The sequence below is a fragment of the Gilvimarinus sp. 1_MG-2023 genome (assembly GCF_030548285.1).
In genome coordinates, this window is record NZ_JAUOSC010001526.1 from 1 (window position 1) to 244 (window position 244).

Consider the following 244-nt stretch of genomic DNA (forward strand, 5'->3'; position numbering starts at 1 on the left):
GGTGGTGGTCAGGGATTTGGAAGACAGGGTGTTAGCCTCGCGATTCAGCTCTTGCATCATAAAATCAAGACGGCGGCCAACAGGCTCTGTGCGTTGCAGGATATTTTGGGTTTCCTGAATGTGGGTGCGCAGTCGGTCGAGTTCTTCGGTAACGTCGGCCTTTTGCGCCAGTATCACCATTTCTTGCTCCAGGCGTTCCGGATTGGCGCTGCCTCTGCGTGCCCCCAGCATATCGGCCAGACGT

1 protein-coding gene is annotated in these 244 nt (G+C 56.1%); it reads right to left on the reverse strand.

What is annotated here, in order from left to right; translation table 11 throughout:
* On the reverse strand, positions 1-244 hold a 244-nt coding region (locus Q4563_RS21935), incomplete at both ends, for a DUF1732 domain-containing protein (RefSeq protein ID WP_303606043.1).